Source organism: Pseudomonas sp. BN102, from assembly GCF_029871245.1.
In the GTDB taxonomy this organism is placed as follows: domain Bacteria; phylum Pseudomonadota; class Gammaproteobacteria; order Pseudomonadales; family Pseudomonadaceae; genus Metapseudomonas.
In genome coordinates, this window is sequence record NZ_SSON01000030.1 from 15,965 (window position 1) to 41,757 (window position 25,793).

At 65.7% G+C, this 25,793-nt stretch carries 29 protein-coding genes; 16 read left to right on the forward strand and 13 right to left on the reverse strand.

Going from position 1 to position 25,793, the window contains the following annotated elements; all coding sequences use genetic code 11:
• Nucleotides 1-223: 223 nt before the first annotated feature.
• From E8F12_RS04400 to pilT, 3 genes are all read right to left on the reverse strand, one after another.
• Complete coding sequence (locus E8F12_RS04400) at nt 224-619, reverse strand: TM2 domain-containing protein (RefSeq protein WP_280324077.1); 396 nt, start codon at nt 617-619, stop codon at nt 224-226.
• Between the two features lie 162 nt (nt 620-781).
• Nucleotides 782-1,927 (reverse strand): PilT/PilU family type 4a pilus ATPase, encoded by a 1,146-nt coding sequence (locus E8F12_RS04405; RefSeq protein ID WP_280324078.1) that lies wholly within the window; start codon nt 1,925-1,927, stop codon nt 782-784.
• A 39-nt stretch (nt 1,928-1,966) separates the two neighbouring features.
• Nucleotides 1,967-3,001 (reverse strand): type IV pilus twitching motility protein PilT, encoded by a 1,035-nt coding sequence (gene pilT, locus E8F12_RS04410; protein ID WP_280289513.1) that lies wholly within the window; start codon nt 2,999-3,001, stop codon nt 1,967-1,969.
• A gap of 217 nt (nt 3,002-3,218) precedes the next feature.
• Here pilT and E8F12_RS04415 point away from each other — a divergent pair, with 217 nt between their 5' ends.
• The 12 genes from E8F12_RS04415 (at nt 3,219) to E8F12_RS04470 (ending at nt 12,645) form a co-directional block, all read left to right on the forward strand.
• Complete coding sequence (locus E8F12_RS04415; protein WP_280324079.1) at nt 3,219-3,911, forward strand: YggS family pyridoxal phosphate-dependent enzyme; 693 nt, start codon at nt 3,219-3,221, stop codon at nt 3,909-3,911.
• Between the two features lie 14 nt (nt 3,912-3,925).
• Complete coding sequence (gene proC, locus E8F12_RS04420; protein ID WP_280324080.1) at nt 3,926-4,744, forward strand: pyrroline-5-carboxylate reductase; 819 nt, start codon at nt 3,926-3,928, stop codon at nt 4,742-4,744.
• 10 nt (nt 4,745-4,754) lie between these two features.
• The gene (locus E8F12_RS04425; protein ID WP_077524149.1) at nt 4,755-5,348 is read left to right on the forward strand and encodes a YggT family protein; all 594 of its coding nucleotides are present in this window, start codon (nt 4,755-4,757) and stop codon (nt 5,346-5,348) included.
• Nucleotides 5,348-5,644, forward strand: coding sequence for a DUF167 domain-containing protein (locus tag E8F12_RS04430; RefSeq protein ID WP_280324081.1), 297 nt, complete (start codon nt 5,348-5,350; stop codon nt 5,642-5,644). Before E8F12_RS04425 ends, E8F12_RS04430 begins: the two co-directional genes overlap by 1 nt.
• 209 nt (nt 5,645-5,853) lie before the next feature.
• Nucleotides 5,854-7,842: a dynamin-like GTPase family protein gene (locus tag E8F12_RS04435; protein ID WP_280324082.1), complete on the forward strand. Its 1,989-nt coding sequence runs from the start codon at nt 5,854-5,856 to the stop codon at nt 7,840-7,842.
• 110 nt (nt 7,843-7,952) lie between these two features.
• Nucleotides 7,953-9,092: a homoserine O-acetyltransferase gene (locus tag E8F12_RS04440; protein WP_280324083.1), complete on the forward strand. Its 1,140-nt coding sequence runs from the start codon at nt 7,953-7,955 to the stop codon at nt 9,090-9,092.
• Between the two features lie 3 nt (nt 9,093-9,095).
• The gene (gene metW / locus E8F12_RS04445) at nt 9,096-9,716 is read left to right on the forward strand and encodes a methionine biosynthesis protein MetW (protein WP_280289507.1); all 621 of its coding nucleotides are present in this window, start codon (nt 9,096-9,098) and stop codon (nt 9,714-9,716) included.
• A gap of 16 nt (nt 9,717-9,732) precedes the next feature.
• Complete coding sequence (locus tag E8F12_RS04450; protein WP_280324084.1) at nt 9,733-10,152, forward strand: DUF4426 domain-containing protein; 420 nt, start codon at nt 9,733-9,735, stop codon at nt 10,150-10,152.
• Nucleotides 10,149-10,742: an RdgB/HAM1 family non-canonical purine NTP pyrophosphatase gene (gene rdgB / locus E8F12_RS04455; RefSeq protein WP_280324085.1), complete on the forward strand. Its 594-nt coding sequence runs from the start codon at nt 10,149-10,151 to the stop codon at nt 10,740-10,742. Before E8F12_RS04450 ends, rdgB begins: the two co-directional genes overlap by 4 nt.
• A complete protein-coding gene (gene hemW, locus E8F12_RS04460; RefSeq protein ID WP_280324086.1) occupies nt 10,739-11,956 on the forward strand; it encodes a radical SAM family heme chaperone HemW in 1,218 nt (405 codons plus the stop codon). The genes rdgB and hemW overlap by 4 nt, the downstream gene beginning before the upstream one ends.
• A gap of 58 nt (nt 11,957-12,014) precedes the next feature.
• Entirely contained in the window at nt 12,015-12,338 is a 324-nt protein-coding gene (locus E8F12_RS04465; protein WP_280324087.1) for a DUF3392 domain-containing protein, read from the forward strand.
• Between the two features lie 52 nt (nt 12,339-12,390).
• Nucleotides 12,391-12,645 carry a hypothetical protein gene (locus tag E8F12_RS04470; RefSeq protein WP_280289503.1) on the forward strand — a complete coding sequence of 85 codons (255 nt, stop codon included), beginning with the start codon at nt 12,391-12,393 and terminating at the stop codon, nt 12,643-12,645.
• A 203-nt stretch (nt 12,646-12,848) separates the two neighbouring features.
• On the opposite strand, the gene E8F12_RS04475 is transcribed toward E8F12_RS04470, so the two are convergent.
• The 5 genes from E8F12_RS04475 to E8F12_RS04495 form a co-directional block, all read right to left on the reverse strand.
• On the reverse strand, nt 12,849-14,192 hold the full coding sequence (locus tag E8F12_RS04475; RefSeq protein WP_280324088.1) for a DUF1329 domain-containing protein: 1,344 nt from the start codon (nt 14,190-14,192) through the stop codon (nt 12,849-12,851).
• Between the two features lie 154 nt (nt 14,193-14,346).
• Nucleotides 14,347-15,066 (reverse strand): tRNA (guanosine(46)-N7)-methyltransferase TrmB, encoded by a 720-nt coding sequence (trmB, locus tag E8F12_RS04480; protein WP_280324089.1) that lies wholly within the window; start codon nt 15,064-15,066, stop codon nt 14,347-14,349.
• Between the two features lie 24 nt (nt 15,067-15,090).
• On the reverse strand, nt 15,091-15,885 hold the full coding sequence (locus E8F12_RS04485) for a thiazole synthase (RefSeq protein ID WP_280289500.1): 795 nt from the start codon (nt 15,883-15,885) through the stop codon (nt 15,091-15,093).
• Nucleotides 15,886-15,975: 90 nt separating this feature from the next.
• Nucleotides 15,976-16,176, reverse strand: a complete 201-nt coding sequence (thiS, locus tag E8F12_RS04490) for a sulfur carrier protein ThiS (RefSeq protein ID WP_280324090.1) — start codon at nt 16,174-16,176, stop codon at nt 15,976-15,978.
• Nucleotides 16,177-16,282: 106 nt separating this feature from the next.
• A complete protein-coding gene (locus E8F12_RS04495; protein WP_280324091.1) occupies nt 16,283-16,660 on the reverse strand; it encodes a DUF423 domain-containing protein in 378 nt (125 codons plus the stop codon).
• A gap of 66 nt (nt 16,661-16,726) precedes the next feature.
• On the opposite strand from E8F12_RS04495, the gene mtgA reads away from it, so the two are divergent.
• Nucleotides 16,727-17,419 carry a monofunctional biosynthetic peptidoglycan transglycosylase gene (mtgA, locus tag E8F12_RS04500; RefSeq protein ID WP_280324092.1) on the forward strand — a complete coding sequence of 231 codons (693 nt, stop codon included), beginning with the start codon at nt 16,727-16,729 and terminating at the stop codon, nt 17,417-17,419.
• A 45-nt stretch (nt 17,420-17,464) separates the two neighbouring features.
• On the opposite strand, the gene E8F12_RS04505 is transcribed toward mtgA, so the two are convergent.
• From E8F12_RS04505 to ftsY, 5 genes are all read right to left on the reverse strand, one after another.
• Nucleotides 17,465-18,067, reverse strand: a complete 603-nt coding sequence (locus tag E8F12_RS04505; RefSeq protein ID WP_280324093.1) for a hypothetical protein — start codon at nt 18,065-18,067, stop codon at nt 17,465-17,467.
• Between the two features lie 61 nt (nt 18,068-18,128).
• Nucleotides 18,129-18,983: an RNA polymerase sigma factor RpoH gene (gene rpoH, locus E8F12_RS04510; protein ID WP_280324094.1), complete on the reverse strand. Its 855-nt coding sequence runs from the start codon at nt 18,981-18,983 to the stop codon at nt 18,129-18,131.
• 113 nt (nt 18,984-19,096) lie between these two features.
• Nucleotides 19,097-20,116 carry a permease-like cell division protein FtsX gene (gene ftsX, locus E8F12_RS04515; protein WP_280324095.1) on the reverse strand — a complete coding sequence of 340 codons (1,020 nt, stop codon included), beginning with the start codon at nt 20,114-20,116 and terminating at the stop codon, nt 19,097-19,099.
• On the reverse strand, nt 20,116-20,784 hold the full coding sequence (ftsE, locus tag E8F12_RS04520; protein ID WP_280289492.1) for a cell division ATP-binding protein FtsE: 669 nt from the start codon (nt 20,782-20,784) through the stop codon (nt 20,116-20,118). Before ftsE ends, ftsX begins: the two co-directional genes overlap by 1 nt.
• Nucleotides 20,781-22,193 carry a signal recognition particle-docking protein FtsY gene (ftsY, locus tag E8F12_RS04525; protein ID WP_280324096.1) on the reverse strand — a complete coding sequence of 471 codons (1,413 nt, stop codon included), beginning with the start codon at nt 22,191-22,193 and terminating at the stop codon, nt 20,781-20,783. The genes ftsE and ftsY overlap by 4 nt, the downstream gene beginning before the upstream one ends.
• Before the next feature lie 144 nt (nt 22,194-22,337).
• Between ftsY and E8F12_RS04530 the strand changes: the two genes are divergently transcribed.
• From E8F12_RS04530 to rsmD, 3 genes are read left to right on the forward strand one after another with little or no spacing between them, the layout of a single operon-like run.
• Entirely contained in the window at nt 22,338-23,693 is a 1,356-nt protein-coding gene (locus E8F12_RS04530) for a pitrilysin family protein (RefSeq protein ID WP_280324097.1), read from the forward strand.
• Nucleotides 23,686-25,167, forward strand: a complete 1,482-nt coding sequence (locus tag E8F12_RS04535; RefSeq protein ID WP_280324098.1) for a pitrilysin family protein — start codon at nt 23,686-23,688, stop codon at nt 25,165-25,167. Before E8F12_RS04530 ends, E8F12_RS04535 begins: the two co-directional genes overlap by 8 nt.
• Nucleotides 25,167-25,784 carry a 16S rRNA (guanine(966)-N(2))-methyltransferase RsmD gene (gene rsmD / locus E8F12_RS04540; protein ID WP_280324099.1) on the forward strand — a complete coding sequence of 206 codons (618 nt, stop codon included), beginning with the start codon at nt 25,167-25,169 and terminating at the stop codon, nt 25,782-25,784. Before E8F12_RS04535 ends, rsmD begins: the two co-directional genes overlap by 1 nt.
• Nucleotides 25,785-25,793: the final 9 nt, after the last annotated feature.

Below are 25,793 nucleotides of genomic sequence, written 5' to 3' on the forward strand. Positions count from 1 at the left end.
GCGAAGCTGCACCCCTCGCACGAAAATAGGCCGCCCGGCAGAAGCCCGCCACGGGTTCCGACGAAGGGGGAACCACTGAAATATCGTTTTTGCAGGGGCGAATTCATTCGCCAAGGGGTGCACAGCACCCCAGATGGGCGCCTCAGGTCGGACCTGGCGGTCCGATTGGCGAATGAGCACGCCCCTGCAGGATGACGTCCTCCTGGAGGGCGGAACGAAGGACTCAGCGCGCGTTAAGCACCGAAACCTGGGTATTCAGGGTCCAGAAGTCGTAGAGCACGCCGATCAGGAAGAAGCCGCCGGTGAGCAGGTAGAGGATGCCGCTGATCCACTTGCCCTGGTACATGCGGTGCACGCCGAAGACGCCGAGGAAGGTCAGCAGGATCCAGGCGACGTTGTAGTCGTACTGGCCGGGATTGAAGCGCAAGGAAGCTTCGCGGTCCATGGACGGGATCAGGAACAGGTCGATGATCCAGCCAATGAAGAACAGGCCGAGGGTGAAGAACCAGATGGTCCCGGTCACCGGCTTGCCGTAGTAGAAACGGTGGGAACCGAGGAATCCGAAAATCCAGAGCAGGTAGCCGATGGCCTTGCTGTGGGTGTCCTGACGTGTATCCATGCTGCCTCCTGCAGGGGTGTGTATAGGGTTCTTTCCTGCCCGGATCCACCACCCGTTGGGTCGCGCACGCTCGGCGCCGACCTGCGGAGTGAGGCCGCAGCGGAGCGCGCGGACCGGGCATGAAGAAGCCCGCCGTAGCGGGCTCGTTCGCCGGGCGCGAGCTTAACGGAATCGGCGCCCCGGGTTTTCTTCCGAAACCTGCAGCGACAGGCCGTCGCTCATGTGCTGCAGGTGCTCACCATCGGTTTCCGAGCCGAGCTTGATCAGCAGGCGCAGGTCGTTGGCCGAGTCGGCGTAGAGCAGCGCGTCTTCGTAGGTGATCTCGCCCTGGGAGTAGAGGTTGAAGAGCGCCTGGTCGAAGGTCTGCATGCCGTGCTCGGTGGAGCGCTTCATCAGGGCCTTGAGTTCGTGCACCTCGCCCTTGCGGATCAGGTCGGCGGCCAGCGGGGTGTTCAGCAGCACCTCGATAACCGCGCGACGGCCCTTGCCGTCAGGGGTCGGCACCAGTTGCTGGGCGACTATCGCCTTGAGGTTGAGCGACAGGTCCATCCAGACCTGCTGCTGCCGGTCGGCGGGGAAGAAGTTGATGATCCGGTCCAGCGCCTGGTTGGCATTGTTGGCGTGCAGGGTGGCGAGGCACAGGTGACCGGTTTCGGCGAAGGCGATGGCGTGGTCCATGGTCTCGCGGGTCCGCACCTCGCCGATCAGGATCACGTCCGGCGCCTGGCGCAGGGTGTTCTTCAGGGCCACCTCGAAGGACTCGGTGTCGATACCCACCTCGCGCTGGGTGACGATGCAGCTCTGGTGCTGGTGGATGAACTCGATGGGGTCTTCAATGGAGATGATGTGGCCGCTGCTGTTCCTGTTGCGGTGGCCGATCATCGCCGCCAGGGAGGTCGATTTACCCGTACCGGTGGCGCCGACGAAGAGCACCAGGCCGCGCTTGGTCAGCGACAGCTTCTTGAGGATTTCCGGCAGCTTGAGTTCTTCGATGGTGGGGATGGTGGTCTCGATCCGGCGCAGCACCATGCCCACCAGGTTGCGCTGGTAGAAGGCGCTGACGCGGAAGCGGCCGATGCCCCGCGCACTGATGGCGAAGTTGCACTCGTGGCGCTCGGCGAATTCGCGCCGCTGCTGCTCGTTCATCACGCCGACCACGGTTTCCCGGGTCATTTCCGGCGACATGGCGTTCTTGGTCACCGGCATGATCTTGCCGTTGACCTTCATCGACGGCGGCACACCTGCCGTGATGAACAGGTCGGAACCACCTTTTTCCACCATCAGGCGCAGCAGTTTCTCGAATTCCATGACGTTCTCGCTGTTCGGTTCCGGCGCCACGCGGGCGGCTTAGAAGTTTTCCGGGCTCTTGGCCTTTTCCCGGGCGCTCTCGCGGCTGACCAGCCCTTTGGCCACCAGCCCCTTGAGGCACATGTCCAGGGTCTGCATGCCGAGTGAGCCGCCCGTCTGGATGGCGGAATACATCTGCGCCACCTTGTCTTCGCGGATCAGGTTACGGATGGCCGGGGTGCCGATCATGATCTCGTGGGCCGCCACCCGGCCGCCGCCGATCTTCTTCAGCAGGGTCTGGGAGATCACCGACTGCAGGGATTCGGAGAGCATGGAGCGGACCATGGACTTTTCCTCGGCGGGGAAGACGTCGACCACCCTGTCGATAGTCTTGGCCGCGGAGGTGGTGTGCAGGGTACCGAACACCAGGTGGCCGGTTTCCGCGGCGGTCAGCGCCAGGCGGATGGTCTCCAGGTCACGCATCTCGCCAACCAGGATGATGTCCGGGTCTTCCCGCAGTGCCGAGCGCAGCGCTTCGTTGAAACCCAGGGTGTCGCGGTGCACTTCCCGCTGGTTGATCAGGCACTTCTTCGATTCGTGGACGAATTCGATCGGGTCTTCCACCGTGAGGATGTGGTGATACTTGGTGCTGTTCAGGTAGTCAAGCATGGCCGCCAGGGTGGTGGACTTGCCCGAACCGGTGGGGCCGGTGACCAGCACCAGGCCACGGGGCACGTCGGAGATCTTCTTGAAGATCTCGCCCATCCCCAGGTCTTCCATGGTCAGCACCTTGGAGGGGATGGTCCGGAACACGGCGCCGGCGCCGCGGTTCTGGTTGAAGGCGTTGACCCGGAAACGCGCGACGCCAGGCACTTCGAAGGAGAAGTCGGTCTCGAGGAACTCTTCGTAATCCTTGCGTTGCTTGTCGTTCATGATGTCGTAGATCAACGCGTGGACCTGCTTGTGGTCCAGGGCCGGCAGGTTGATCCGGCGCACGTCGCCGTCGACGCGAATCATGGGTGGCAGGCCGGAGGAGAGGTGCAGGTCCGACGCGCCCTGCTTGGCGCTGAAGGCAAGCAGCTCAGTAATGTCCATGGGGGCTCCCCAATTCCAAGCAAACGGGTTGCAGGCCGCTGAAAAACCACTGCGCCGCGCCAAACGGTCTCGAAGCCACCGCGAACTGCACACTCTCCAAAGGTAGACTGCGCTTTTTCGCCGGCTTGCGCCCGGACTGGTCGTCGCTCGCTACATTTTTCAACGGCCTGTTAGAATGCCGCAGACCCCACTCAGGCCGGGCTGTAGAGCGCAGGTAATGTCCACGATAGCAGACAATATTGCAAAGGTTCGCGCGCGTATCCGTGAGGCGGCGCAAGCCTCTGGAAGAGATTTTTCGAGTGTCGGCCTGTTGGCCGTGAGCAAGACCAAACCTGTCGACGCCATACGCGAGGCCCATGCCGCCGGCGTCGCCGATTTCGGCGAGAACTACCTGCAGGAGGCCCTGGCCAAGCAGGCCGAGCTCACCGACCTGGGCCTGACCTGGCATTTCATCGGCCCCATCCAGTCGAACAAGACCAAAGCCATTGCAGAACATTTCCACTGGGTGCACTCGGTCGATCGCCTGAAGATCGCCGAACGCCTCTCCGCGCAACGCCCGGCCCAGCTGCCGCCGCTGAACATCTGCCTGCAGGTGAACGTCAGTGGCGAGGACAGCAAGTCCGGCTGCGCCCCCGAAGATCTGCCGGCCCTGGCCGCCGCCGTGGCCGAGCTGCCAAACCTGCGCCTGCGCGGCCTGATGGCCATCCCCGAACCTACCGACGACCGGGCGGCGCAGCATGCCGCCTTCGCCCGACTGCGCCAGCTGCAGCAGGCACTGAACCCCTCCCTGGACACTCTGTCCATGGGCATGAGCCACGACCTCGAAGCGGCCATCGCGGAAGGCGCCACCTGGGTGCGCATCGGCACTGCACTGTTCGGCGCCCGCGACTACGGCCAGCCAACGCATTAGATAAGGAAGCATTTATGAGCACTCCCCGCATCGCATTCATCGGCGCCGGCAACATGGCCGCCAGCCTGATCGGTGGCCTGCGCGCCAAGGGCGTCGCCGCCGACCATATCCGCGCCAGCGACCCGGGCGCCGAACAGCGGGCGAAGATCGCCGCCGAGCACCGCATTGAGGTGCTGGAAAGCAACGCCGACGCCGTGCAGGGCGCCGATGTGGTGGTCCTGGCGATCAAGCCGCAAGTCATGAAGACCGTCTGCCAGGCCCTGGCGCCCAGCCTCAAGGAAGGCCAGCTGGTGGTGTCCATCGCCGCCGGCATCACCTGCGCCAGCCTGGCCGCCTGGCTCGGCCCGCGCCCAATCGTGCGCTGCATGCCCAACACCCCGGCGCTGGTTGGCCAGGGCGCCAGCGGCCTGTATGCCAACGCCGAGGTCAGCGCCGCCCAGCGCGAGCAGGCCGAACAGCTGCTGTCCGCCGTCGGCATCGCCCTCTGGTTGGAGGAGGAAAAGCTGATCGACGCGGTGACGGCCGTGTCCGGCAGCGGCCCGGCCTACTTTTTCCTGCTGATGGAAGCCATGACCGCCGCAGGCGAGAAGCTGGGCCTGCCCCGCGCTACCGCCGAGCAGCTGACCCTGCAGACCGCCCTAGGCGCCGCGCGCATGGCAGTTTCCAGCGACGTGGACGCCGCCGAGCTGCGTCGCCGCGTGACCTCGCCCAATGGCACCACCGAAGCGGCGATCAAGACTTTCCAGGCCGGCGGCTTCGAAGCCCTGGTGCAACAGGCCCTGACCGCCGCCGACCGGCGTTCGGCTGAACTGGCCGAACAACTGGGCCAATAAGGAGCTTTCGATGACCGGACTCAACACCGCTGCCATCTATGTGATCCAGACCCTCGGCAGCCTTTATCTGCTGATCGTCCTGCTGCGCTTCATCCTCCAGCTTGTCCGTGCCGACTTCTACAACCCGCTGAGCCAGTTCGTGGTGCGCGCCACCAAGCCGCTGCTCAATCCCCTGCGCAAGATCATCCCCGGCTTCGGCGGCCTCGACCTCGCCTCCCTGGTGCTGGCCATCCTGGTGCAGCTGCTGCTGATGGTCATCACCCTGACCCTGATGGGTTACGGCGTTGGCGGCTACCTGCTGCAGTTGCTGATCTGGTCGATCATCGGCGTCACCTCGCTGTTCCTGAAGGTGTTCTTCTTTGCCCTGATCATCAGCGTGATCCTGTCCTGGGTCGCCCCGGGCAGCTACAACCCCGGCGCCCAGTTGGTGAACCAGATCTGCGAGCCGCTGCTGATGCCGTTCCGCAAGCTGCTGCCGAACCTCGGCGGTCTGGATATTTCGCCGATCTTCGCCTTCATTGCGCTGAAACTGCTGGATATGCTGGTGATCGGCAACCTGGCCGCCATGACCGGCATGCCGCAGATCCTCAGCCCCTTCCTCTGATGAGCTGGTACCGCTGGGCAGGCGAGGACCTGATCCTCGACTGCCACCTGCAGCCCAAGGCGAGCCGTGACGAGTTTGCTGGGCTGCACGGCGAACGCCTGAAGATCCGCCTCACCGCGCCGCCGGTGGAAGGCAAGGCCAATGCCCAGCTGCGGGCCTTCCTGGCGGCGGCCTTCGGCGTCGCCAAATCCCAGGTCAGCCTGGAAAGTGGCGAACTCAATCGCCAGAAGCGGGTGCGCATCCAGAGCCCGCGAACCCTTCCCGACCTGCCCGGATTGACCGCTCGGGTCCCCTGACCGACCTTAAGGCGGGCGCCGTCTTCGCGGCGATTGACGACCAATCCCCAAGGCGCATAATGCCGAGCAATGACCAGCTGGCACTGTGCTTTCATTTCGCCGGGGGAATATCTCCGGAGGGAGTTGTGCGACCCACCAGCGTCGTCGTGACCGATTCGAAGTTCGTCCATTCCCGTACGCAGGATGCATGACCCACGAGGAGAGTCTGAATGAGCATGGAGCGTCTCAGTCAGCAAGTCGACGCCTACGTTGCCTGGAAACGTGAGCTGCTGCGGGAGATCACGCGCTATAGAAGCTGGCTCGAACGCAATCGGCTCAGTTCCGACGCACTGTCCGCCAAGCTGGAACGGGCCCAGCGCCTCCTGCGTACCGACCAGATCACCCTGGCCTTCGTCGGCGAGTTCTCTCGCGGCAAGACCGAGTTGATCAATAGCCTGTTCTTCTCCGAATTCGGCCAGCGCATGCTGCCGTCCCAGGCCGGGCGCACCACCATGTGCCCCACCGAGCTGTTCTACGACCCTCGTTCCGAGCGGTCCTATATCCGCCTCCTGCCCATCGAGTCGCGCATGGCCGAGGCCAGCGTCTCGCAGTTCAAGCGCTCGCCGCGGCACTGGGTGAATATCCCGCTCGACCCGGGCGACCCGGACAACATGGTCCAGGCCTTCACCCAGGTGGCGCGGACCAAGCCCATGCCAGTGGAACAGGCGATCCAGCTGGGCTTCCATCCCGACATGCTCGACCCCACCGGCCGCCCCGGCGAAGTGCTGGTACCCGCCTGGCGCCATGCCCTGGTCAATTTCGACCATCCGTTGCTGCGCCAGGGCCTGCGCATCCTCGATACCCCGGGCCTGAACGCCCTCGGCAGCGAACCTGAGCTGACCCTGTCGATGCTGCCCAGTGCCCAGGCCATCGTCTTCCTGCTCTCGGCCGATACCGGCGTCACCGCCAGCGACATGAATATCTGGCAGCAGCACATCCGCCAGCTGGACGAAGACACCCAGGCCCACCTCTTCGCCGTGTTGAACAAGATCGACGTGCTCTGGGACGACCTGGCCGGCGACAGCTTCGTGCAGAACGCCATCCGCCGCATCCAGGAGACCACTGCCAGCCAGCTCGGCATCCGCAGCGAGGAAGTGCTGCCGTTGTCGGCCAAGCAGGCGCTGCTGGCCAAGGTACGCGACGACGGCGAGCTGCTCGCACGCAGCCAGATCGGCGCCCTGGAAGAGCTGCTCTGCGAGCGCATCGTCACCCAGAAGGAACGCCTGATCGAAGACAACGTGGCGAGCCAGATGATGGCGCTGCTGCAGAACAACCTGCACGTGCTCAACCTGCGCCTGGAGAAGGTCCGCGAGCAGCAGTCGCTGCTCGACAGCCACCAGCAGGACAACGGCCAGATGCTCTTCGAGCTGACAGCCCGCACCAAGGAAGACCACGCCCAGCATCACCGCCGCCTGCTCGGCCTGAAGACCAACCAGCGCCTGCTCAAGCGCCAGGGCGACATGCTACGCAACGCCGCGCGTCCGGAGCGCCTGGACGAGCACTTGGCGCGCCTGCGCCGCGAGCTGACCGGCAGCTGGACCACCCTGGGCATCAACCAGAGCATCCTGCACTTCTTCCGCGCAGTGGAGTACGACCTGCGCAGCCTGGAGCACGAGGCCGACATGGCCAACAAGATGGTTGCGGCCATCTACCGCCGGCACAACGACGAGAATCCCCTGCACGGGGTCGAAGCGCCACAGTTCAACGTGCAACGCTACCTGCGCGAGATCCGCCAGTTGCGTATCAAGGCCGACCAGTTCCGCCGCCACCCCAAGACCCTGCTGACCGAGCAGCGCCAGCTGGGCAAGCGCTTCTTCGACACCCTGGTGCAGGAGGTGATCGGCATGCACCAGCGCCTGCGCCTGGAGGTCGCCCAATGGGCCAGCGACGCGCTGATGCCGCTGATGCAACACACCCTGGAGCACAAGCAGCTGCTGGAAACCCACATGCTGCGGCTCAAGGCCCTGGCCCAGGAAACCCAGCTCACCCGCCAGCGCGGCCAGCAGCTGGAACGCTACACAGAGGAACTGGAGCAGCAGATCGCCCAGGCCAACGAGATGCTGCGTACCTTCCGCCTGCCCTCGCCCATGCAGCGAATGGGCAAGGTGGTCAACCTGCCCCTGGCACCCCGCAAGCAGAGTGGCGGCGAGTCCGCCTGAGCGCCCGCAGAGCCTGAATATTCAATGCCTTAGCCGCCGCCCCCCGCGCTTGCCGCAGGGGGCGGCGCTCTTTAGACTGGCGCCCTTCCCAGATTGAGAGCAGGGTCGCGATGCCCACCGCCATTCCCGCAGATTCCGTCGGCCTGGTCAGCCCCAAGGTGCAACGCTTCAGCGAGCCATTGGCGCTCGCCTGCGGCCGCAGCCTGGCTGACTACGAACTGGTCTATGAGACCTACGGCGAGCTGAACGAGGCCCGCAACAACGCGGTGCTGATCTGCCACGCGCTGTCCGGCCACCATCACGCCGCCGGCTACCACAGCCTGGAAGATCGCAAGCCGGGCTGGTGGGACAGCTGCATCGGCCCGGGCAAGGCCATCGACACCCTGAAGTTCTGCGTGGTCAGCCTGAACAACCTGGGCGGCTGCAACGGATCCACCGGCCCCTCCAGCCTCAACCCGGCCACCGGCGCACCCTACGGCGCCGACTTCCCGGTGATGACGGTGGAGGACTGGGTGCACAGCCAGGCGCGCCTCGCCGACGTGCTCGGCATCCGGCAGTGGGCGGCGGTGGTGGGCGGCAGCCTCGGCGGCATGCAGGCGCTGCAGTGGACCATCAGCTACCCGGACCGCGTCCGCCACTGCCTGGCCATCGCCTCGGCGCCGAAGCTGTCGGCGCAGAACATCGCCTTCAACGAGGTGGCGCGCCAGGCCATCCTCACCGACCCGGAATTCCATGGCGGGCACTTCCAGGAGCAGGGCGTGATCCCCAAGCGCGGACTGATGCTCGCGCGCATGGTGGGCCACATCACCTACCTGTCGGATGACGCCATGGGCGAGAAATTCGGCCGCGGCCTGAAGAGCGAGAAGCTCAACTACGACTTCCACAGCGTGGAATTCCAGGTGGAAAGCTACCTGCGCTACCAGGGCGAGGAGTTTTCCGGGCGCTTCGACGCCAACACCTACCTGCTGATGACCAAGGCCCTGGACTACTTCGACCCGGCCGCGGCCCATGACGGCGACCTGGCGCGCACCCTGGCCTCGGCCAAGGCGGACTTCTGCGTGATGTCCTTCACCACCGACTGGCGCTTCTCCCCGGCCCGTTCGCGGGAGATCGTCGACGCCCTGATCGCCGCGCGGAAGAACGTCAACTACCTGGAGATCGACGCCCCCCAGGGCCACGATGCCTTCCTCATGCCGATTCCGCGCTACCTCCAGGCCTTCAGCAGCTACATGAACAGGATTGCGGTGTAAACCATGCGTGCCGACCTAGAAATCATCCAGGACTGGATCCCCGCGGGCAGCCGGGTGCTCGACCTCGGCTGCGGCAGGGGCGAGCTGCTGGCCTGGCTGCGCGACCACAAGCAGGTCAGCGGCTATGGCCTGGAGATCGACCCGGAGAACATCGCCCACTGCATCGACCATGGCGTGAACGTGATCGAGCAGGACCTGGACAAGGGGCTGGGCAATTTCGCCAGCAACAGCTTCGACGTGGTGGTGATGACCCAGGCGCTGCAGGCTGTGCACTACCCCGACCGCATCCTCAAGGAGATGCTGCGGGTCGGCCGCGAGTGCATCATCACCTTCCCCAACTTCGGCCACTGGCGCTGCCGCTGGTACCTGGCGCGCTACGGGCAGATGCCGGTGTCGGAGTTCCTGCCCTACACCTGGTACAACACGCCGAACATCCACTTCTGCACCTTCAAGGACTTCGAGGAACTCTGCCGCGAGCAGCAGGTGAAAGTCCTCGACCGCCTGGCGGTGGACCATGAGCACCGGCACAACCTGCCCAGCCGGGTTTGGCCTAATCTGTTGGGTGAGATCGGTATCTATCGCGTCAGTGGCCCGGGCCTTTCGGACCACCGCGTCGCGGTCTGAATCAAGGAGAGCCACCATGCGTCGTCTAGCCCTGTTCCTTTTCGCCCTTTGCCTGGCCCTGCCGGCCGTCGCCGAGCGCAAGCAAACCTTCGGCGACCTGGATGTGCACTACAACGCCTTCAACTCCAGCTTCCTGCAGCCGGACATCGCCGCCGCCGTCGGCCTGACCCGCAGCAAGACCCAGGGCGTGATCAACGTCGCCGTGCTCAAGGCCGGCAAGGCCAGCACCGCCCAAGTCAGCGGCCAGGTGAAGAACCTGCTCGGCCAGGTCACCTCCCTGCAGTTCAAGCAGGTCAGCGAAGGCGAAGCCATCTACTACCTGGCGCAGTTCCCCTTCAGCGACCGTGAAATGCTGAACTTCACCCTCAACGTGCAGCGTGGCGACGAAGCGCCGCACAGCTTCAGCTTCGACCAGGAATTCTTCCCCGACGAATGATGCCTTTCAAAGAACTGGTGCTGGCCAGCCACAACGCCGGCAAACTCAAGGAACTCCAGGCCATGCTCGGCGATAGCGTGAAAGTGCGCTCGATCGCCGAGTTCAGCGAAGTCGAGCCGGAAGAAACCGGCCTCAGCTTCGTCGAGAACGCCATCCTCAAGGCGCGCAACGCCGCCCGGGTCTCCGGCCTGCCGGCGCTCGCCGACGATTCCGGCCTGGCGGTGGACGCCCTGGGCGGGGCGCCCGGCATCTACTCGGCGCGCTACGCGGATGGCCAGGGCGACGCGGCGAACAACGCCAAACTGCTCGAGGTGCTGCGCGAAGTGCCGGAGGCCGAGCGCGGCGCCCAATTCATCTGCAGCCTGGCGCTGCTGCGGCATGCCGAAGACCCGCTGCCGATCCTCTGTGAAGGCGTTTGGCGCGGCCGCATCCTGTTCGAGGCCCGTGGCGAGCATGGCTTCGGCTACGACCCGCTGTTCTGGGTACCCGAGCGCGAATGCTCCAGCGCCGAACTTTCTCCCACCGAGAAGAACCAGCTCAGCCACCGCGCCCGCGCCATGGCCCTGCTCAGGCTACGGTTGGGGTTATGAAACAGACGGCCGCAAGCGGCAAGCCGCACGCCACCAGTGGCGGCGGCAAGGATGGCTTGCAGCTCGCAGCCTCAGGCTTCCAGTTGCCGCCCCTGGCGCTTTACGTCCACATCCCCTGGTGCGTACGCAAGTGCCCCTACTGCGACTTCAACTCCCACGCCGCCGGCCCCGAACTGCCTGAAGAGGCCTACATTGACGCCCTGCTCGACGACCTGGAACAGGACCTTGGCCACGTCCACAGCCGCGAGCTGACGTCGATCTTCTTCGGTGGCGGTACGCCCAGCCTATTCAGCGCCAACGCCATCGGCCGGTTGCTGGACGGCGTCGAGCAGCGGGTGCCCTTCGCCCGCGACATCGAGATCACCCTCGAGGCCAACCCCGGCACATTCGAGCAGGCCAAGTTCGCTGCCTATCGCCAGCTTGGCATCAACCGCCTGTCCATCGGCGTGCAGAGCTTCCAGGAGGCCAAGCTCAAGGCCCTGGGGCGCATCCACGACGGCGAGGAAGCCATCCGCGCCGCCGACATGGCGCGCCGCGCCGGCTTCGACAACTTCAACCTCGACCTGATGCACGGCCTCCCGGATCAGTCCATCGAGGACGCCCTGGACGATCTGCGCATCGCCATCGCCCAAGGGCCGACGCACCTCTCCTGGTACCAACTGACCATGGAGCCGAACACGGTGTTCTGGAGTCAGCCGCCGGAGCTGCCGGAGGACGACATCCTCTGGGACATCCAGGAAGCCGGCCAAGCCCTGCTGGCCGAGCACGGCTACGCCCAATACGAGGTTTCCGCCTATGCCCGGGGCGCCCAGCGCGCACGGCACAACCTCAATTACTGGACCTTCGGCGACTTCCTCGGCATAGGCGCTGGCGCCCACGCCAAGTTGAGCAGCCCGGAAGGCCGCATCATCCGCAGCTGGAAGACCCGCCTGCCGAAAGACTACCTGGACCCGGCCAAGCGCTTCCTGGCCGGCGAGCGCCACCTGGACGAAAGCGAACTGCCCTTCGAATTCCTCATGAACGTGCTGCGCCTCACGGACGGCGTGCCCGCCGAATTGTTCACTCAGCGCACCGGCATGCCGCTGGCCGGCCTCGCCACTGCCCGCGCCGAGGCGGAGACACGCGGCCTGCTGCAGAGCGACCCGCGGCGGCTGGTGGCCACCGCAGAAGGCCAATTGTTCCTCAACGATCTGTTGCAGCATTTCCTGCCTTGACGGGCAGGCTACGGATTTGGAATCGTCTGCCCCCGAACCATTTCGCTAAGGACCCCGGATGGACGTCGTACTGGACATGATCGCCACCCTGTCGCGCTGGAGCCGCGGCCACCTCCACGATATAGCCTTGGCCATCATGGCCACCCTGCTGGTGTTGTTCGGCCCGACCCTCAATGCCTGGGTGCAGCAACGCATCGGCAGCCTCAACTTTCTCTTCCGCACCCTGCTCTTCGTGCTGCTCTGCGCGGTCGGCTACGGCCTGGCGATGATCTACGTGACACCCTGGCTGGCCCAGGGCCTGGGCTACTTCAACAACTACACCCTGGCGCCCGTACTGCTACTAGTCTTCTTCGTGATCGGCATCATCGCCGATCGCAACTGAGGTCGGCGGCTCCCCCGGCGGCCACAGGCCGCCAATCCAGGGAGCACGCCCCATGAAGCCGATCAAGCACCTCTACCTGTATTTCCAGGACGGCCAGCGCCTGGCCCTGCGCTTCCCGCAGCAGTCCGCCGACCCGGTGGAGGTCGCCCGCGGCCTGCGCCGCCAGCTGGAGTCGCCCTTTCTTAGCATCGAAGTGGATGGCGATCTGCTGATGATTCCGCGAGAAAGCATCAAATACATGCAGATCAGCCCGGCGCCGCCGTCCCTGCCGGAGTCGACGGTGGTGGGGGCCGAGCTGATCAACTGAGCAGGCATGACGCCGCGCGGACTGAACGGTTCCGTAGGGTGGACCACGCTCTATCGGTCCACCATTCGCGCTCCCATATGGCGCCGATGGTGGATAGAAAATCGCTATCCACCCTACGAGCAGTCACCACCCCCAATCGAATGAAATGGCGCCCATTAAAAAGCCGCCCCGAGGGGCGGCTGGGATGGCCAGGCAGGCCGGAATCAGTTGCCTTCGCGCCGTAGCGCCTGGGGCGTGAAGTCCCTCGGGTGGAGCGGGGCCTTGAAATCATACATGGCTTCGTTGTTGTCGAGGCCATCGACGAAATAACGGCCACCGACGAAATCGTAGATGGTTTCCAGCGTACTGCCGAACATGGGCACATCGTAATAGTTGATCGGATGGCTTTCCTGCATGCCGATCAGGCGACCGCCCTTGTCGTAGAGATCGACGGCGAGGATCTGCCAGCTATCCTCGTCGAGGTAGAAGCGGCGCTTGGCGTAAGGATGGCTGAAGCCCGTGCGCAGGTTCGCCTCCACTACCCAGACGCGATGCTGCTCGTAGCGCAGCAGGTCGGGGTTGACGTAAGCGGCCTGGAGGATCTGCTCGTAGGGGATGCCTTTCTGGTGCACGGCGTAGCTGTTGTAGGGCACCAGCATTTCCTCTTTGCCCAGCAACTGCCACTCGTAGCGGTCCGGCGCGCCGTTATAGGAGTCCACCATGTCGGCGGTAGCCAGGCCATTGGTGTCGGGCTGCAGCGTGTCGTAGGCCAGCATCGGCAGGCGGCGCACGCGGCGCTCGCCGCGGTTGAAGCGCCACGCCTTGCGGATCGACAGCACCTGGTCGAGGGTTTCCTGCACAACCAGGGCCGAGCCTGACAGCTTGGCAGGGGCCACGACCCGGTATTTGTAGAAGAACAGGGTGTTCTCCAGGTTGTTCGGGGTCATGCCGTCGCGACCATAGACGAAGTAGATATCCCGCTCCAGCTTGAGCAGGTTGTAACCGCCATTGGCGAGGACCGCCGCCTGATTGGTGGTGAAGTGAATCTGCTCGCCGCGATAGCGCAGGATGTGGTTCCAGATGGCTTCCAGGCCATTGGCCGGAATCGGGAAGGGCACACCGGCGGCCACACCTTCCACGCCATTGCCTCCGGCCATCAGCGCGCCGTTCTCGGCGTTGACGCGGGTGGCGTCGTAGATGCGTTGCGGCGCGGCAGCGCTGCGATGGGTCGGATACACGCGCAGCTTGTAGTCCGGGTGCTGCTCCAGCAGGGCCTTGTGTCCCGGGGTCAGCAGCTTGGCGTACTGTCCGAGGTTCCGGCTGTCGACAACGAAGCGCGGGGTATCGCCTGCATAGGGATCGGGATGGTGCATGCCCGGCTGGTAGCCGGCCGGCGGGGTGGCGAGGCCGCCATCCCAGGCCGGGATGGTGCCGGCGGCATTGCCGGCGCGCTCGGCGCCCAGGGGGGTGAGGTCCTGCCCGAGACGGGCGGCCCGGGTAGCGTCGACCTTGGCCTGGGCCTGCAGGGCGCAGCCAGCCAGAAGCAGATATCCGAATGTTCTCAACAACACAGCCTTCTCCTCACGACGCAGCGGCAACCGCGTCGCTCTTATTCTTATGCCGCCCGGCCAATCGGCAGGCGTTGCTATCGTCGGATCAGGTGAGGTGCCGGGTGGGCCCGGTCTAGTCAGGTCTGCCGGGGCGCCGCAGGGCGGCGCCCGGTCAATCGATGCGCTGGAACTTGAGGTCCCAGACGCCATGGCCGAGGCGTTCGCCGCGGCGCTCGAACTTGGTCACAGGGCGCTCGTCCGGGCGCGGGACGTAGCGGCCGTCCTCGGCCAGGTTGCGGAAGCCCGGCGCCACGCTCATCACTTCCAGCATGTGCTCGGCGTAGTGCTCCCAGTCGGTGGCCATGTGCAGGATACCGCCGACCTTGAGCTTCTGCCGCACCAGCTCGGCGAAGGCCAGCTGGACGATGCGCCGTTTGTGGTGACGGGACTTGTGCCAAGGATCGGGGAAGAACAGCAGGACGCGATCCAGGCTGGCGTCGGCCACACAGCCGCGCAGCACTTCCAGGGCGTCGCAGCTGTAGACGCGGATGTTGTCGAGACCCTGGGTCATGGCGCCATTGAGCAGCGCACCCACGCCGGGGCGATGCACCTCGACGCCGATGAAATCCTGCTCAGGCGCCGCAGCCGCCATCTCCAGGGTGGCATGGCCCATGCCGAAGCCGATCTCGAAGGTGCGCGGCGCGCTGCGGCCGAACAAAGCATCGAAATCCTGCGGGCCGTCAGCCAATTCCAGGCCGAATTTTGGCCAGCCCTGGTCGAGGCCGCGTTGCTGGCCTTCGGTCATGCGGCCGGCGCGCATCACGAAACTCTTGATGGTGCGGTGGTGACGCGTTTCGTCGGCGGCGGCCGGCGAACCCTGGTGCTCGATCATTCTTGCGAAACCTGTCAGTGAAACTCAGCGGATCAGTCCGTCCAGCGGCGAGGACGCGCTGGCATAGAGTTTGCGCGGCATGCGCCCGGCCAGATAGGCGAGACGGCCAGCGACTATGGCGTGCTTCATGGCCTCCGCCATCATCACCGGGTTCTGCGCATGGGCGATGGCGGTGTTCATCAGTACGGCCTCGCAGCCCAGCTCCATGGCGATGGTCGCGTCGGACGCGGTGCCCACGCCGGCATCCACCAGCACCGGAACCTTGGCTTCCTCGAGGATGATGCGCAGATTCCAGGGGTTGCAGATGCCCATGCCCGAGCCGATCAGACCGGCCAGCGGCATCACCGCGATGCAGCCCATCTCGGCCAACTGGCGGGCGATGATGGGGTCGTCGCTGGTGTAGACCATGACATCGAAGCCGTCCTTGACCAGCTGTTCAGCGGCCTTGAGGGTTTCGACGACATTGGGGAAGAGCGTCTTCTGGTCGGCCAGCACTTCCAGCTTGACCAGGTTGTGGCCATCCAGCAGCTCGCGGGCCAGGCGGCAGGTACGCACCGCTTCTTCGGCGTTATAGCAACCGGCGGTGTTCGGCAGGATGGTGTATTTGTCCGGGGAGATCACGTCCAGCAGGTTGGGCTCGTCCGGGTTCTGGCCGATGTTGGTGCGGCGCACCGCCACGGTGACGATCTCGGCACCGGAGGCTTCGATGGCGACGCGGGTCTCTTCGAGGTCCTTGTACTTGCCGGTGCCCACCAACAGACGCGACTGATAGGTGCGGCCCGCAAGGGTGAAGGGCTTGTCGATCGGCGTATGGCTCATGCTGGACTCCTGGCGGGCAGTAGGGAAAGCGCAAGGCGCGAAACTGGGACGGCAGATGGCGCTATTGGGACGGGCGCTGTGCCCGCGCGGCTAGCCGCCGCCTATGGCGTGTACCACCTCGACGCGGTCGCCTTCGCGCAGGGCGGTGGCGGCGTGCTGGCTGCGCGGCACTATGTCGAGGTTGAGTTCGACCGCGACGCGGCGGCCGGCCAGATCCAGGCAGGCGATGAGGTCCGCGACAGTCTGGCCGTCGGGAAGCTCGAAGGATTCACCGTTCAACTGAATGCGCATGACGGAACAGTCACATCTGGAAAGGGGACGGCATTCTAGCCCGTTAGCCGCGCGGGACCAAGGTTAAAGGACGCCATTCGTCCCGCAATTTGACGCCAGGGTCAGGTTAACGACTGCCCAGGTTCCAGGCCACAGTCCCCAGGCACACCCAACCGGCGAGGAAGGCCAGGCCGCCGAAGGGTGTGATGATGCCGAGCTTGCCGATGCCGGACAGGGTCAGCAGGTAGAGGCTGCCGGAGAACAGCAGGATGCCAAGGGCAAAACAGCCGCCAGCCAGATTCAGCAGCCGACCCGGTGCGTGCAACGACAGCAGGGCCACGCCGAACAGGGCCATGGCATGGATCAGCTGGTAATGAGTGCCGGTCTGGAACACCGCCAGGTACTCGGGAGTCAGCCTGCTCTTGAGGCCATGGGCGGCGAAGGCGCCGAGGGCCACCCCGGTAAAACCGGCGAATGCGGACAGCAAGAGGAACAGGCGCGCCATGGGGACTCCAGACAGGGAACGGACGGCCGCTATAATGGCGCGCAAATTTCCCCGGGCCAAGCCAGCATGTTCAGCACCATCCGCCAACGCCTGTTCAAACTGCTGCTCTGGTTCGCGGCGGCGTCCGTGTTGCTGGTGATCCTGTTCCGCTGGGTGCCGACGCCGGGATCGATGCTGATGGTGGAGCGCAAGATTGAGTCCTGGTTCGTCGGCCAGCCCATCGACCTGAAGCGCGACTGGGTATCCTGGGACGAGCTGCCAGACGACCTCAAGATCGCGGTGATCGCCGCCGAGGACCAGAAATTCGCCGAACATTGGGGCTTCGACGTCCCCGCCATCCGCAAGGCCCTGGCACACAACGAGCGCGGCGGCTCCATCCGCGGCGCCAGCACCCTCAGCCAGCAGGTGGCGAAGAACCTCTTCCTCTGGTCCGGCCGCAACTGGCTGCGCAAGGGACTGGAGGTCTGGTTCACCGGGCTGATCGAACTGTTCTGGCCGAAGCAGCGCATCCTCGAGGTCTACCTGAACAGCGTGGAATGGGGCAACGGCGTATTTGGCGCCGAAGCCGCCGCCCACCAGCACTTCGGCGTGACCGCGGCGCACCTGTCACGCCAGCAGGCGGCGCTGCTGGCTGCGGTGCTGCCCAACCCGCGGCAATGGAGCCCCTCGCGGCCCGGCGGATACGTCGCCCGCCGTGCCGGCTGGATTCGCCGGCAGGTGAGCCAACTGGGCGGCAGCAGCTACCTGCAGCAACTCTGAGGTCGGACCACGCAAGTAGCCCACCGCGGCCTTGCCCTGCGCCGCTCAGTGCTTCATCGCTTTGCGCGGCACCAGGTGCAGCAACTGCAGCTTGCCATCCGCCAGGTGTGCACTCAGCCCTTGCTGCGGATAGACCCAGGCCTCGCCCTCAGCCGTGCGCAGGCGCAACCGCGGCGGACCGATACTGGCGGCCAGGCGTGCCGCCGAGACTTCTTCCATCGGCACCATATTCAGCACCGCCACCCGGTGTCCGCCGAGTTGTGCTGCCATCTCCCCGCTCAGGGGCTGCTCCTCGTTGCCCTTGCCGAGGGCCTTGCCCAGGCTGCTGCTCTCGCTATCGCTGAGCAGCAACTCCGCTTCCAGGCGCCAGGCGCCCTCCTCCCGGTCCTGCTCGGCGCGATAGACCAGGCGCGGACCTTCGGTGCGCGGCTGCAGCCAGAGTTCTCCCGGCGCCAGGGCGGCCAGCTGGTCCAGGCTGAGGGTCTCCTCGGCGAGGGGCACTATCACCGTCTCCTGCCAGTCCACCAGCCAAGGCAAAGGCTCGGCGCGCTCGGACTGCCGGCTCATCCACAGTGCCAGGGAAAAGAACAGCACGGCGACTGCGGCGAACAGCAGCCAGTGGCTGGAGCGCAGGGACGGCAAGGGCATGGTGGTTTTCTCCAGAAAGAAAAAAGCCGCACATGCGTGCGGCTTTTCCAGGGTTTGGAACTTACGCCTGAATGAAGCCCTTGAGCTTGCTCATGGCGTTCTTCTCCAACTGGCGGATACGCTCGGCGGAGACGTTGTACTTGGCTGCCAGGTCGTGCAGGGTCGCTTTCTCCTCGGCCAGCCAGCGCTGGTAAAGGATGTCGCGGCTGCGCTCGTCCAGGCCATCCAGCGCCTCGTGCAGGTTGGCCGTGGAACTGTCGCTCCAGTCGGCCTCCTCCAGCTGGCGCGCCGGATCGTAGCGGTGGTCTTCCAGGTAGTGGGCCGGAGCCTGGAAGGCCGCGTCGTCGTCAGCGTCCGCCGCCGGGTCGAAGGCCATGTCCTGGCCGGTCAACCGGCTTTCCATCTCGCGCACTTCATGGGGCTCGACGCCAAGGGTATTGGCCACCGCATGGACTTCATCGTTGTTCAGCCAGGTCAGGCGCTTCTTCTGGCTGCGCAGATTGAAGAACAGCTTGCGCTGTGCCTTGGTGGTGGCGACCTTGACGATGCGCCAGTTGCGCAGAATGAACTCGTGGATCTCGGCCTTGATCCAGTGCACCGCGAAGGACACCAGGCGCACGCCCATCTCGGGGTTGAAGCGCTTGACGGCCTTCATCAGGCCCACGTTGCCTTCCTGGATCAGGTCGGCCTGGGCCAGGCCGTAGCCGGAATAACTCTTGGCGACGTGCACGACGAAGCGCAGGTGCGCCAACACCATTTGCCGTGCCGCTTCCAGATCTTGTTCATAGAAGAGGCGTTCGGCCAGCTCGCGCTCCTGCTCGACGGTCAGCAGCGGGATGCCGTTGACCGCATGCACGTATGCCTCCAGGTTCGCACCGGGGGCAAGGGCATAGACAGGTTGCAGGGAAGTGGTCATGCAAATCCTCCGATTCACTAAAGCTCGCGCAGTGTAGCACTGGCCAATCTGACTGCAAGGGGGCGTAAAAGTTTCGTTACACCACCAGGAAAGGCCCGCGAAAACCGGCGTTTCTAGCGCGGCGCGAGCTCGCTCAGGTGGCGGGCGACGGCCAGCCAGGCGCCAATGTAACCCAGCAGCACAGCCCCCAGAAGCAGGGATAGACCATCGGCCAGGGGCACCCCGGCCAGGGCGAAATCGCTACCGTAGAGCCCCGCCAGGCGCACCACGGCACCGTTCAACCAGTTGAGGCCGTAGGCCAGTACCAGCCAGGCCAGCAAGCCCGCGCCGGTGCCGTAGAGCGCCCCCATATAGAGGAAGGGACGGCGCACGTAGCTGTCGGTCCCGCCGACCAGCTTGATCACTTCGATCTCGGTGCGGCGGTTCTCGATATGCAGACGAATGGTATTGCCGATCACCAACAGCAGGGCCAGCACCAGCAGCAGGGCCAGACCGAAGACGAAGCGCTCGCCCAGCTTGAGAATGGCCGACAGGCGCTCGACCCAGACCAGGTCCAGCTGTGCCTGCTCGATGCCGGGCAGCTCGGCGAGACGTTGGCGCAGGGCCTCCAGCGCGGCCTTGTCGACTTCCTTGGGCGTCACCAGGACCACCCCCGGAAGCGGGTTCTGCGGCAGCTCCTTGAGCGCTTCGCCGAGGCCCGACTGCTGTTGCAGCTCGGCCAGGGCCTGTTCGCGGCTGATCCACTCGGCTTCGGAAACGTCCGGCATCCGCGCGATCTCGTCGCGCAGCTTCTGCCCCTGGGCTTCGCCGGCATCCATCTTCATGAACAGGGAAATCTGCGCCGCGCGCTGCCAGGAACCGCCCAGACGCTCGACATTGCCGAGCAGCAGGGAAAGCCCCATGGGCAGGCTCAGGGCGATGGCCATCACCAGGCAGGTGAAGAAGCTGCCGATGGGCTGGCGGCCCAGGCGGCGCAAGCTGTCCATCAGGCTGGCGCGGTGGCTTTCCAGCCAGGCGTGCAGCAGCGTGCGGAAATCCGGGCCTTCGTCAGCCTTCTCCGACGCTTCGGTGTGCCGCGGTGACGCGCCGACACGCTCGGCGGGTTTGGGCGGCGGCATCTGCTTGGCGCTCATCAGACCGCCTCCCCGTCGCCGATCAGGCGGCCGCGTTGCAAGGTGAGCAGGCGGTGGCGCATGCGCGCGATAAGCGCCAGGTCGTGGCTGGCGATTAGCACAGTGGTACCCAAGCGATTGATGTCCTCGAAAACGCCCATGATCTCCGCGGCCAAGCGCGGGTCCAGGTTACCCGTGGGTTCGTCCGCCAGCAGCAGGGCCGGGCGATGCACCACGGCGCGGGCGATGCCGACGCGCTGCTGTTGGCCGGTGGAAAGGTCGGCCGGGTAGAGCTCGGCCTTGTCCGCCAGGGAGACGCGCTCCAGCGCCACGCTCACCCGCTTGGCGATCTCCGGCTTGGACAGGCCGTGGATCTGCATCGGCAGGGCGACGTTGTCGAACACGCTGCGATCGAACAGCAGCTGATGGTTCTGGAACACCACACCTATCTGGCGCCGCAGGAAGGGAATCTGCGCGTTGGTGATCTGCGACAGGTCCTGGCCGGCCAGCAGCAGCTTGCCGGTGGTGGGCCGTTCCATCGCCAGCAGCAGGCGCAGCAGGGTGCTTTTCCCGGCGCCGGAGTGGCCGGTGACGAAGAGGAACTCGCCGCGGCGGACGCGGAAGCTCAGTTCGTGCAGGCCTACGTGGCCATTGGGATAGCGTTTGCCGACCTGCTCGAATCGAATCATGCGGACTCCCGCTCGGCGAAGAGGGCTTTGACGAAGGCATCGGCCTCGAAGGTGCGCAGATCGTCGATGCCTTCTCCGACACCTATATAGCGGATTGGCAAGCCGAACTGCTTGGCCAGGGCGAAGATCACCCCGCCCTTGGCGGTGCCGTCCAGCTTGGTCAGCGCCAGGCCGGAGAGGTTGACCGCCTGATGGAACTGCTTGGCCTGGTTGATGGCGTTCTGGCCGGTGCCGGCATCCAGCACCAGCAGCACCTCGTGGGGAGCCGACTCATCCAGCTTGCCGATCACCCGGCGCACCTTCTTCAGCTCTTCCATCAGATTGTCCTTGGTGTGCAGGCGTCCGGCTGTATCGGCGATCAGCACGTCGACGCCACGGGACTTGGCGGCCTGCACGGCGTCGAAGATCACCGAAGCCGAATCGGCGCCGGTGTGCTGGGCGATCACGGCGATGTTGTTGCGCTCGCCCCAGACCTGCAGCTGCTCCACGGCGGCGGCGCGGAAGGTGTCGCCGGCAGCCAGCATCACCTTCTTGCCGTCCAGTTGCAGCTTCTTGGCCAGCTTGCCGATGGTGGTGGTCTTGCCGACGCCGTTCACGCCGACGACCAGGATCACGTAGGGCGCGCGGCCGTTCTCGATCTTCAGCGGTTGCTCGACCGGGCGCAGCAGGGCAGCCAGCTCCTCCTGCAGGGCCTTGTACAGGGCACCGCTGTCGGCCAGCTGCTTGCGCGCGACCTTCTGGGTCAGGCTCTGGACTATGGCGCTGGTGGCTTCGACGCCGACGTCGGCGGTCAGCAACCGGGTCTCGATCTCGTCCAGCAGGTCGTCGTCGATGGCCTTGCGCCCGAGGAACAGGCTGGCCATGCCTTCGCCGATACTGGCGCTGGTCTTCGACAGACCCTGCTTGAGTCGGGAGAAGAAACCGGCCTTGGCAGGCTCGGACTCGGCAGCAGGCGCGGGTGCGACTGGGGCGGTTTCAGGCGTAGGAACCGGCTGAGGAGCAGCCGCTTCAGCTGCGGGAGCTGGCTGAACAGGTGCAGGTGCAGGTGCAGGTGCAGGTGCAGGTGCAGGTGCAGGTGCAGGTGCAGGTGCAACAGGCTCGACCACCACGGCCGTTTCGGCAATCACCGGCGCTGGCTCCGGGGCCGGAGCGGGCTCGGGAGCCTCGGCCTGCGGGCCGGAATAAGGCAAGGGAGCGGGAGGCGGGACCGGAGTCGGCTCGACCTGGGGCTCGGCCGCTGGGACAACCTCGGGCGCAGGCGTGACCGGCGCTTCTGCCTCGACCGGAACCCCCGGCTCCGCCGGAGCGGCGGGGACGGTTTCCTGGGGCTTCTTGCGCAGCCAGCCGAACAAGGATTTCTTTTCCCCGGCCTGCGCCGGAGCCTTCTTGTCGTCGTTGGAACCAAACATGAGTCGATTGCATCTCAAGGGAGCGGCCGCGCCGGCTCTATGCCTGGCCAGCTTCGCCGCCCCGGGAAAGGATGGGGTATCCTAGCACCTCTTCGCCCGCAGGCGGTACGACCGCCGGGGCCGTCCGACAGGTCAAAATCATCGATGAAAGCCTTTGCCCGCCAAGCCGCCGGCTTGCTGTACTGCGCTCTCTGTCTGCCTGCTGTGGCACTGGCTGCAGACAACCAGCCCACTCACGAGTTCACCCTGGACAATGGCCTGAAGGTCGTGGTCCGCGAAGACCACCGCGCTCCGGTGGTCGTATCCCAGCTCTGGTACAAGGTCGGCTCCAGCTATGAGACGCCCGGCCAGACCGGCCTCTCCCACGCCCTCGAACACATGATGTTCAAGGGCAGCCGCAAGCTCGGCCCCGGCGAGGCCTCGCGTATCCTGCGCGAACTGGGCGCCGAAGAAAACGCCTTCACCAGCGACGACTACACCGCCTACTACCAGGTGCTGGCCCGCGACCGCCTGGGCGTTGCCTTCGAGCTGGAGGCCGACCGCCTGGCCAGCCTCAAGCTGCCGCCCGAAGAGTTCAAGCGCGAGATCGAGGTAATCAAGGAGGAGCGCCGCCTGCGCACCGACGACAAGCCCACCGCCAAGGCCTTCGAGCGCTTCAAGGCCATGGCCTACCCAGCCAGCGGCTACCACACCCCCACCATCGGCTGGATGGCCGACCTCAACCGCATGAAGGTGGAGGAGCTGCGTCACTGGTACGAATCATGGTACGCACCGAACAACGCCACGTTGGTGGTGGTCGGTGACGTTACCCCCGACGAGGTCAAGGGCCTCGCCGAGCGCTATTTCGCCGGCATTCCGAAACGTGAAGTACCGCCTGCGAAGAAGCCCGTGGAACTGGCCACCCCCGGTGAACGCCGCCTGACCCTGCATGTGCGCACCCAATTGCCGAGCCTGCTGATGGGCTTCAACGTGCCGGGCCTGTCCACCGCCAAGGATGCCCGCCAGGTCCACGCGCTGCGGCTGATCTCCACCCTGCTCGACGGCGGCTACAGCGCGCGCCTGCCGAGCCGCCTGGAGCGCGGCGAGGAGCTGGTCAGCGGCGCCTCGGCCTGGTACGACGGCTTCCCCCGCGGCGACAGCCTGTTCGTCGTCAGCGCCACCCCCAACGTGCAGAAGGGCAAGACCCTGGAGCAGACCGAGGCCGGCATCTGGCGCCAGCTGGAAGACCTGAAGAACACCCCGCCAAGCACCGAGGAACTCAAGCGCGTGCGCGCCCAGGTGATCGCCGACCTGGTCTACGAGCGTGATTCGATCACCAGCCAGGCCACCACCATCGGCCAGCTGGAAACCGTCGGCCTGTCCTGGAAGTTGATGGACCAGGACCTCAAGGCCCTGGAAGCGGTGACCCCCGCCGACATCCAGGCCGCCGCCAAGACCTTCTTCACCCGCGACCGCCTGAGCGTCGCCCACATCCTGCCCGAGGAAGCCCGCAATGAGTGAGCGCAACGGCCTGCGTTACGGCCTGCTCGGCCTGGCCCTGATCGTCCTGCTTGGCGTGCTGGGCTTCATCGTCAATCGTCCCGCCAGCACGGCCACGGCCGACATCGCCTCCCCCGCTGCAGGCCTGCAATCCGTGGCCGAACTGGGTAGCAAGGCCCCCGGCCGCCGCGCCCTGGAGATCCAGAACTGGAAGACGGCGGAAGGTGCCAAGGTGCTGTTCGTCGAGGCCCCCGAGCTGCCGATGTTCGACCTGCGCCTGACCTTCGCCGCCGGCAGCAGCCAGGACGGTGACGCCGCGGGCGTCGCCACCCTGACCAACGCCATGCTCAACGAGGGCGTGGCCGGCAAGGACGTCACCGCCATCGCCGAGGGCTTCGAGGGCCTGGGCGCGGAATTCGGCAACGGCGCCTACCGCGACATGGCGATCGCCAGCCTGCGCAGCCTGACCGAAGCCGATCTGCGCCAACCGGCCCTGGACCTCTTCACCCAGGTGATCGGCGCGCCGACATTCCCCGAGGACTCCCTTGCGCGGATCAAGAACCAGATGCTCGCCGGCTTCGAGTTCCAGAAGCAGAACCCCGGCAAGCTCGCCGGCCTGGAGCTGTTCGACAAGCTCTACGGCAAGCACCCCTACGCGCACCCCAGCGAAGGCGACGAGAAGTCCATCCCCGGCATCGGCGTGGACCAGCTGCGCGCCTTCCACCAGAAGGCCTACGCCGCTGGCAACGTGGTGATCGCCCTGGTCGGCGACCTGTCCCGCGCCGAAGCCGAGGCCATCGCCAACCAGGTATCCAAGGCCCTGCCGCAAGGCCCGGCGCTGCCCAAGCTGCCCGAACCCGAGATGCCCAAACCCGGCGTCAACCATATCGAGTTCCCCTCCAAGCAGACCCACCTGATGCTGGCCCAGCTCGGTATCGACCGGAACGACCCGGACTACGCAGCGCTCTATCTGGGCAACCAGATCCTCGGTGGCGGCGGCTTCGGCACCCGGCTGATGGAAGAGGTGCGCGAGAAGCGCGGCCTGACCTACGGCGTCAGCTCCGGCTTCACCGCCATGCAGGTGCGCGGCCCCTTCATGATCGGCCTGCAGACCCGTGCCGAGATGAGCCAGGGCACCCTCGAGCTGATCCAGGACATCGTCCGCCAGTACCTGGCTGAAGGCCCGACCCAGAAGGAGCTGGACGACGCCAAGCGCGAACTGGCCGGCAGCTTCCCGTTGTCCACCGCGAGCAACGCCGACATAGTCGGCCAACTCGGCGCCATCGGTTTCTACGACCTGCCGCTGACTTACCTGGAAGACTTCATGGCGAAGGTCCAGGCGCTGGACGTCGCCCAGGTCAAGGCCGCCATGGCCAAGCACCTCTCTCCAGACCAGTTCGTCATAGTCACCGCCGGCCCGACCGTGACCCAGAAGGAACTGCCGCCGCCCACCGACAAGCCCGCCGAAATGCCCAGCGGCGTACCGGAGCACTGATGCGCAAGCCAAACGCCAAACCCGCCAAGCCTTCCCACGGCGGCCAGGGCCAGCTCCGCATCATCGGCGGCGAATGGCGCTCGCGACGCTTCACCTTCCCGGACGGCCCCGGCCTGCGACCGACCCCCGACCGGGTGCGCGAAACCCTGTTCAACTGGCTGGCGCCCCATGTGGAAGGCGCCCGCGTGCTGGACCCCTTCGTCGGCAGCGGCGCGCTCTACCTCGAAGCCCTGTCCCGGGGCGCCTCAGAGGCCCTGGCGCTGGACCTCAATCCCGACTCGGTGGCGGCCCTGCGTGGCACCCTGGATGTCTTGCGTTGCGGCCGCGGGCAACTGCTGCAAAGCGACGCCCTGCGCTACCTGGACACCCAGGCGCCGAAGGTCTTCGACCTGGTATTCCTCGATCCGCCGTTCAACCAGAACCTCCTGGCGCCCGTCTGCGACCTCCTGGAACAACGCGGCTGGCTCGCCCCCCGTGCCTGGGTCTATACCGAAAGCGAGAACCCGCCCTCCTCGCTGGGCTTGCCGGGGAACTGGCGCCTGCACCGGGAAAAGAAGGCCGGCCAGGTGTACTACGCCCTGTGGCAGCGCGAGGCCGCGGAGAGCCCTGACGCCTGACTTGCGGCA

What these genes read in the sequence shown, in the direction of transcription:
- E8F12_RS04400 (WP_280324077.1), bottom strand. Translation starts at nt 619, where the DNA reads ATGGATACACGTCAGGACACCCACAGCAAGGCCATCGGCTACCTGCTC.
- E8F12_RS04405 (WP_280324078.1), bottom strand. Translation starts at nt 1,927, where the DNA reads ATGGAATTCGAGAAACTGCTGCGCCTGATGGTGGAAAAAGGTGGTTCC.
- pilT (WP_280289513.1), bottom strand. Translation starts at nt 3,001, where the DNA reads ATGGACATTACTGAGCTGCTTGCCTTCAGCGCCAAGCAGGGCGCGTCG.
- E8F12_RS04415 (WP_280324079.1), top strand. Translation starts at nt 3,219, where the DNA reads ATGTCCACGATAGCAGACAATATTGCAAAGGTTCGCGCGCGTATCCGT.
- proC (WP_280324080.1), top strand. Translation starts at nt 3,926, where the DNA reads ATGAGCACTCCCCGCATCGCATTCATCGGCGCCGGCAACATGGCCGCC.
- E8F12_RS04425 (WP_077524149.1), top strand. Translation starts at nt 4,755, where the DNA reads ATGACCGGACTCAACACCGCTGCCATCTATGTGATCCAGACCCTCGGC.
- E8F12_RS04430 (WP_280324081.1), top strand. Translation starts at nt 5,348, where the DNA reads ATGAGCTGGTACCGCTGGGCAGGCGAGGACCTGATCCTCGACTGCCAC.
- E8F12_RS04435 (WP_280324082.1), top strand. Translation starts at nt 5,854, where the DNA reads ATGAGCATGGAGCGTCTCAGTCAGCAAGTCGACGCCTACGTTGCCTGG.
- E8F12_RS04440 (WP_280324083.1), top strand. Translation starts at nt 7,953, where the DNA reads ATGCCCACCGCCATTCCCGCAGATTCCGTCGGCCTGGTCAGCCCCAAG.
- metW (WP_280289507.1), top strand. Translation starts at nt 9,096, where the DNA reads ATGCGTGCCGACCTAGAAATCATCCAGGACTGGATCCCCGCGGGCAGC.
- E8F12_RS04450 (WP_280324084.1), top strand. Translation starts at nt 9,733, where the DNA reads ATGCGTCGTCTAGCCCTGTTCCTTTTCGCCCTTTGCCTGGCCCTGCCG.
- rdgB (WP_280324085.1), top strand. Translation starts at nt 10,149, where the DNA reads ATGATGCCTTTCAAAGAACTGGTGCTGGCCAGCCACAACGCCGGCAAA.
- hemW (WP_280324086.1), top strand. Translation starts at nt 10,739, where the DNA reads ATGAAACAGACGGCCGCAAGCGGCAAGCCGCACGCCACCAGTGGCGGC.
- E8F12_RS04465 (WP_280324087.1), top strand. Translation starts at nt 12,015, where the DNA reads ATGGACGTCGTACTGGACATGATCGCCACCCTGTCGCGCTGGAGCCGC.
- E8F12_RS04470 (WP_280289503.1), top strand. Translation starts at nt 12,391, where the DNA reads ATGAAGCCGATCAAGCACCTCTACCTGTATTTCCAGGACGGCCAGCGC.
- trmB (WP_280324089.1), bottom strand. Translation starts at nt 15,066, where the DNA reads ATGATCGAGCACCAGGGTTCGCCGGCCGCCGCCGACGAAACGCGTCAC.
- E8F12_RS04485 (WP_280289500.1), bottom strand. Translation starts at nt 15,885, where the DNA reads ATGAGCCATACGCCGATCGACAAGCCCTTCACCCTTGCGGGCCGCACC.
- thiS (WP_280324090.1), bottom strand. Translation starts at nt 16,176, where the DNA reads ATGCGCATTCAGTTGAACGGTGAATCCTTCGAGCTTCCCGACGGCCAG.
- E8F12_RS04495 (WP_280324091.1), bottom strand. Translation starts at nt 16,660, where the DNA reads ATGGCGCGCCTGTTCCTCTTGCTGTCCGCATTCGCCGGTTTTACCGGG.
- mtgA (WP_280324092.1), top strand. Translation starts at nt 16,727, where the DNA reads ATGTTCAGCACCATCCGCCAACGCCTGTTCAAACTGCTGCTCTGGTTC.
- E8F12_RS04505 (WP_280324093.1), bottom strand. Translation starts at nt 18,067, where the DNA reads ATGCCCTTGCCGTCCCTGCGCTCCAGCCACTGGCTGCTGTTCGCCGCA.
- rpoH (WP_280324094.1), bottom strand. Translation starts at nt 18,983, where the DNA reads ATGACCACTTCCCTGCAACCTGTCTATGCCCTTGCCCCCGGTGCGAAC.
- ftsX (WP_280324095.1), bottom strand. Translation starts at nt 20,116, where the DNA reads ATGAGCGCCAAGCAGATGCCGCCGCCCAAACCCGCCGAGCGTGTCGGC.
- ftsE (WP_280289492.1), bottom strand. Translation starts at nt 20,784, where the DNA reads ATGATTCGATTCGAGCAGGTCGGCAAACGCTATCCCAATGGCCACGTA.
- ftsY (WP_280324096.1), bottom strand. Translation starts at nt 22,193, where the DNA reads ATGTTTGGTTCCAACGACGACAAGAAGGCTCCGGCGCAGGCCGGGGAA.
- E8F12_RS04530 (WP_280324097.1), top strand. Translation starts at nt 22,338, where the DNA reads ATGAAAGCCTTTGCCCGCCAAGCCGCCGGCTTGCTGTACTGCGCTCTC.
- E8F12_RS04535 (WP_280324098.1), top strand. Translation starts at nt 23,686, where the DNA reads ATGAGTGAGCGCAACGGCCTGCGTTACGGCCTGCTCGGCCTGGCCCTG.
- rsmD (WP_280324099.1), top strand. Translation starts at nt 25,167, where the DNA reads ATGCGCAAGCCAAACGCCAAACCCGCCAAGCCTTCCCACGGCGGCCAG.